Origin of the sequence: Streptosporangium sp. NPDC002544, from assembly GCF_040295965.1 — a bacterium.
In the GTDB taxonomy this organism is placed as follows: Bacteria; Actinomycetota; Actinomycetes; order Streptosporangiales; family Streptosporangiaceae; genus Streptosporangium.
Genome location: NZ_JBEOWJ010000081.1, coordinates 1 through 5,136 on the forward strand (window position 1 = coordinate 1; position 5,136 = coordinate 5,136).

1 protein-coding gene is annotated in these 5,136 nt (G+C 70.9%); it reads left to right on the forward strand.

Annotated features, from left to right (window positions below):
- The coding region (locus ABT061_RS48130) for a type I polyketide synthase (protein WP_350930426.1) at nucleotides 1-5,136 on the forward strand (5,136 nt) is incomplete at both ends.

Below are 5,136 nucleotides of genomic sequence, written 5' to 3' on the forward strand. Positions count from 1 at the left end.
CCGATCGCGGTTGATGACCTCTCCGGCGCTGCTGGTCGGGCGTTGGAGCGGGACGCGCTGTTCCGCCTGGAGTGGGTGATGTCGCCGGAGGCGGCAGCGTCCTCGGCGTCCTCGGCGTCCGGCCCCCTCACTCAGGTGGCCGAGCTGACCCTTGACCTGGCATCGGACCCGGATCTGGCGGCGCTGGAGGTGGTGCCGGAGGTGGTGACCGTCGTGGTCGGGTCGGCCAGGGCCGGGGACGTGGTGGGGTCGGCGCATGCGTTGACCGCTCGTGTTCTGGGGTTGGTGCAGGGGTGGCTGGCTGATGAGCGGTGTGCTGATTCGCGGCTGGTGGTGGTGACGCGGGGTGCGGTGGTGGCCGGTGCGGGGGATGCGGTCACCGATCTGGGCGCGGCGGCGGTGTGGGGGTTGGTGCGCTCGGCGCAGTTGGAGAATCCGGGCCGGTTCGTGCTGGTGGATGTGGAGGAGGGGGCGTCTCTGGCGGTGTTGTCCGGGGTGCTGGCCTCGGGTGAGCCGCAGGTGGCGGTGCGCGGGGATGAGGTGCGGGTTGCCCGGCTGGTACGGGTGGTGCCCGGCTCAGGTTCCGGTGATGGCCCTGGCTCCGAGCGTGGCGTTGACCTCGCGTCCGGCTCTGGTTTGAGTGAGGATCGTGCCTGGGATCCGGAGGGAACTGTCCTGATCACCGGTGGGACGGGTGGTCTGGGGGCGTTGTTCGCGCGGCATGTGGTGGCCGAGCGTGGGGTGCGGCGTCTGCTGCTGACCAGCCGCCGGGGCCTGGACGCCCCCGGCGCGCTGGAACTGCGGGCCGAGCTGATCGCGCACGGGGTCGAGGTCGAGATCGCCGCCTGTGATGTGGCCGATCGGGACGCGGTGGCGGCGCTGCTGGCCGGGGTGGATCCAGGGCATCCGCTGACCGCGGTGATTCATACCGCGGGTGTGCTGGATGACGGGACGATTCCGTCGCTGTCGCCGGAGCGGTTGGGGACGGTGTTGCGGCCGAAGGTGGACGCGGCCTGGTATCTCCATGAGCTGACTCGTGATGGAGGCTTGGCCGACTTCATCGTGTTCTCGTCGGTGGCGGGGACGTTCGGTGGGGCGGGGCAGGGTAACTATGCGGCGGCGAACGCGTTCCTGGACGCGTTGGCGGAGTATCGGCGGGCGCGGGGGTTGGCCGCGCGGTCGCTGGCGTGGGGGCCGTGGGCGCAGGACGCCGGGATGACCGGTGGGTTGGACGAGGTCGATCTGCGGCGGATGACGCGGGCGGGGATGTCGCCGTTGTCGGTGGAGCAGGGGCTGGCGTCGTTCGACGCGGTGGATGCGGTGGATCATCCGGTGCTGGTGGTCGCGCGGCTCGACCTGGCGGCGGTGCGGGCGCGGGGTGAGGTGCCGTATCTGCTGCGCGGGCTGGTGCGGGGGGTTCGCCGGTCGGCGGTGTCGGGGTCGGTGTCGGGTGACGGTGCGCTGGTGCGGCGGTTGGCCGGGTTGGGTGAGGCTGATCGGGTGCGGTCGGTGGTGGAGTTGGTGCGGGCGCAGGTGGCGGTGGTGCTGGGGCATGCTTCGCCGGAGTTGGTGGAGGTGCGGCGGGAGTTCCGTGAGCTGGGCTTCGATTCGCTGACCGCGGTGGAGTTGCGTAACCGGCTGAACGCGGCGACCGGGTTGCGGTTGCCGGCGACGTTGGTGTTCGACTATCCGACTCCGGTTGGTCTGGCGGATTTCCTGCTGGGTGAGTTGCTGGGTGAGCGGGCCGATACGGGTGTGCTGTCGCCGGTGGTTCGTTCGGTGGCCGATGATCCGGTCGTGATCGTGGGGATGGCGTGCCGTTATCCGGGTGGGGTGTCCTCTCCGGAGGATCTGTGGCGTCTGGTGATCGAGGGGACCGACGCGATCACCGGTTTCCCGACATCGCGCGGCTGGGATCTCGGAGCGTTGTACAACCCGGATCGGGAGAGCCGTGGAACCAGTTACGTGCGTGAGGGCGGGTTCCTGCACGACGCGGGGGAGTTCGACCCCGGGTTCTTCGGCATCTCGCCCCGCGAGGCGCTGGCGATGGACCCGCAGCAGCGACTGTTGCTTGAGGCGTCCTGGGAGGCGGTCGAGCGGGCCGGGATCGATCCGGTCTCGCTGCGCGGTAGCCGTACCGGCGTGTTCGCCGGGGTCATGTACCACGATTACGCGACCGGTGTGGAGTTTCCACCGGAGGTGATGAGCTTCTCCGGTACCGGTAGCGCCGGTAGTGTCGCGACCGGCCGGCTGTCCTACACCCTTGGCTTGGAAGGGCCGGCGGTGACCGTGGACACCGCGTGCTCCTCCTCGCTGGTGGCACTGCACTTGGCCGCACAGGCCCTGCGCGGTGATGAGTGCTCGCTGGCGCTGGCCGGTGGTGTGACCGTGATGGCCACGCCGAACTCGTTCATCGACTTCAGCGCCCAGGGTGGGCTGGCCGCCGATGGACGGTGCAAGGCGTTCGCCGACAGCGCCGACGGCGCGGGGTGGGCCGAGGGTGTGGGCATGCTGGTGCTGGAGCGGCTGTCGGACGCGCGCCGCAACGGCCATCAGGTGCTGGCGGTGCTGCGGGGTTCGGCGGTGAACCAGGATGGTGCGTCGAATGGGTTGACGGCGCCGAACGGTCCGTCGCAGCAGCGGGTGATCCGTCAGGCGCTGGCCGGCGCCGGTCTGTCGCCGGCCGAGGTGGACGCGGTGGAGGGCCACGGGACCGGGACGACGCTGGGTGACCCGATCGAGGCGCAGGCCCTGCTGGCCACCTACGGCCAGGACCGGGACGCCGACCGGCCGCTGCTGCTGGGCTCGATCAAGTCGAACCTCGGTCACACCCAGGCCGCCGCGGGTGTGGCAGGTGTGATCAAGATGGTGCTCGCGATGCGGCACGGGGTGCTGCCCAGGACGCTGCATGTGGACGCACCCTCGTCACATGTGGACTGGGCCTCTGGGGCGGTGGAGTTGCTGACCGAGCCGACGGCGTGGCCGGAGACCGACCGCCCGCGCCGGGCGGGTGTGTCGTCGTTCGGGATCAGTGGCACCAACGCGCACGTGATCGTCGAGCAGGGACCGGAGCTCCCGGAGCCTGAGGCCAGGGTTCGCACAGGGGACCGGATGCCGGATGCCGCCGTGGAGCCGCCGGTGGTTTCGGTGGTGGTGTCGGGTCGTACGGCGGAGGCGTTGCGGGCGCAGGCCGGGCGGCTGGTGTCGTATGTGGGTAGCGATCCTGCTCCGGTGTTGAGCGATGTGGCGTTCTCGCTGGTGGCGACGCGGTCGGTGTTCGAGCATCGGGCGGTGGTGGTCGCGGCTGATCGTGAGGGTGTGCTGGCCGGGCTGGGTGCGCTGGCCGACGAGCGCCCCGGTGCCGGTGTGGTGCGCGGGGTGGCCGCGACGCCGCCGCAGCTGGCGGTGTTGTTCACCGGTCAGGGCAGCCAGCGGGTGGGGATGGGCCGGGAGCTGTATGGCCGGTTCCCGGTGTTCGCCGAGGCGTTGGACGAGGTGATCGCCGAGCTGGATCCGCTGCTCGATGGGTCGCTGCGCGAGGTGCTGTTCGCCGAGCCGGGCAGCGAGTTGGCGGGGCTGCTGGATCGGACGGGGTGGGCGCAGCCGGCGTTGTTCGCGCTTGAGGTGGCGTTGTTCCGGTTGGTGTCCTCGTGGGGGGTGCGGCCGGGTGTGCTGGCCGGTCACTCGATCGGGGAGATCAGCGCGGCGCATGTGGCGGGGGTGCTGTCGCTGGCCGATGCGTGTGCGTTGGTGGCGGGTCGGGCGCGGTTGATGCAGGCGCTCCCCGCGGGTGGGGCGATGGTGGCGGTGGCAGCGTCGGAGGAGGAGGTCGCCGGGCTGCTGGCCGGGCGTGAGAAGGAGGTGTCGGTCGCGGCGGTCAACGGCCCGGCCTCCGTGGTGATCTCAGGCACCGAGGAGGCGGTGCTGGAGGTGGCCGCCGCTCTGCAGGAGCGGGAAGTCAGGACGAAGCGGTTGCGGGTGTCGCACGCGTTCCACTCGCCGTTGATGGATCCGATGCTGGAGGACTTCCGCGCCCTGGCCCGGACGCTGTCCTACGACCCGCCACAGATCCCGGTGGTGTCCACGGTGACCGGGCAGGCGGCCACCGACGAGCAGCTGTGCTCGCCGGACTACTGGGTCGACCAGGTCCGCCAGGCCGTCCGCTTCTCCGACGGTGTCCGGACGCTGCACGCTCAGGGAGTGCGGGCCTACCTGGAACTGGGCCCCGACGGTGTACTGACCGCGATGGCCGACGACACCCTCACCGCGCTCGCCGACGCGGATGAGACTGTCCGTTCGCGGGCGGCCGCCGAGGGGATGGGCGGCTATGTGGACTCGGACCCGGTGCTGGTGTCGGCGCTGCGCGGGGGCCAGGACGAGCAGGCGACGATCATGATGGCGCTGGCCGGATTGCACGTGCATGGGGTGCCGGTGAGCTGGCCGGCCATGTTCCCCGGTGCCCGCCGGGTGGAGTTGCCGACATATGCCTTCCAGCGTCAGTGGTTCTGGCCGAGTGGCAGACGGGCCGGAGATGCCGAAGGTCTCGGACAGGTCGTGGCGGGGCATCCGCTGCTGGGTGCCGCCATGGGGCTGGCCGACACCGACGAGGCGCTGCTGACCGGTCGTATCTCGCTGGGGTCGCATCCGTGGCTGGCCGATCACGTGGTGGGCGGGACGGTGATCTTCCCGGGCACCGGGTTCCTGGAGCTGGTGGTGCGGGCGGGTGATGAGGTCGGTTGTGATCTGGTCGAGGAGCTGACCTTGACCGCGCCGCTGGTGCTGGGTGCGGACGATGCCGTCGCGGTGCAGGTGCGGGTGGGCCCCGTGGACGGGATGGGTCGGCGTGAGGTGAGTGTTCATGCCCGGCCGGCCGGGGCCGATGATCACGATGCCTGGGTGCGGCACGCGATCGGTGTGCTGGCGGTCGGTGGTCAGGCCGGGGAGCGGTTCGATACGGCGGTGTGGCCGCCGCGGGGTGCGTCGGTGATCGAGCTGGACGGGTTGTATGAGCGGCTGGCCGGGGGTGGGTTGGGTTATGGGTCGGTGTTCCAGGGGTTGCGGGGGGCTTGGCGGGGTGCGGATGGTGTGGTGTTCGCCGAGGTCGGGCTGCCTGAGCAGGTTGTCGATGCGGGTGGG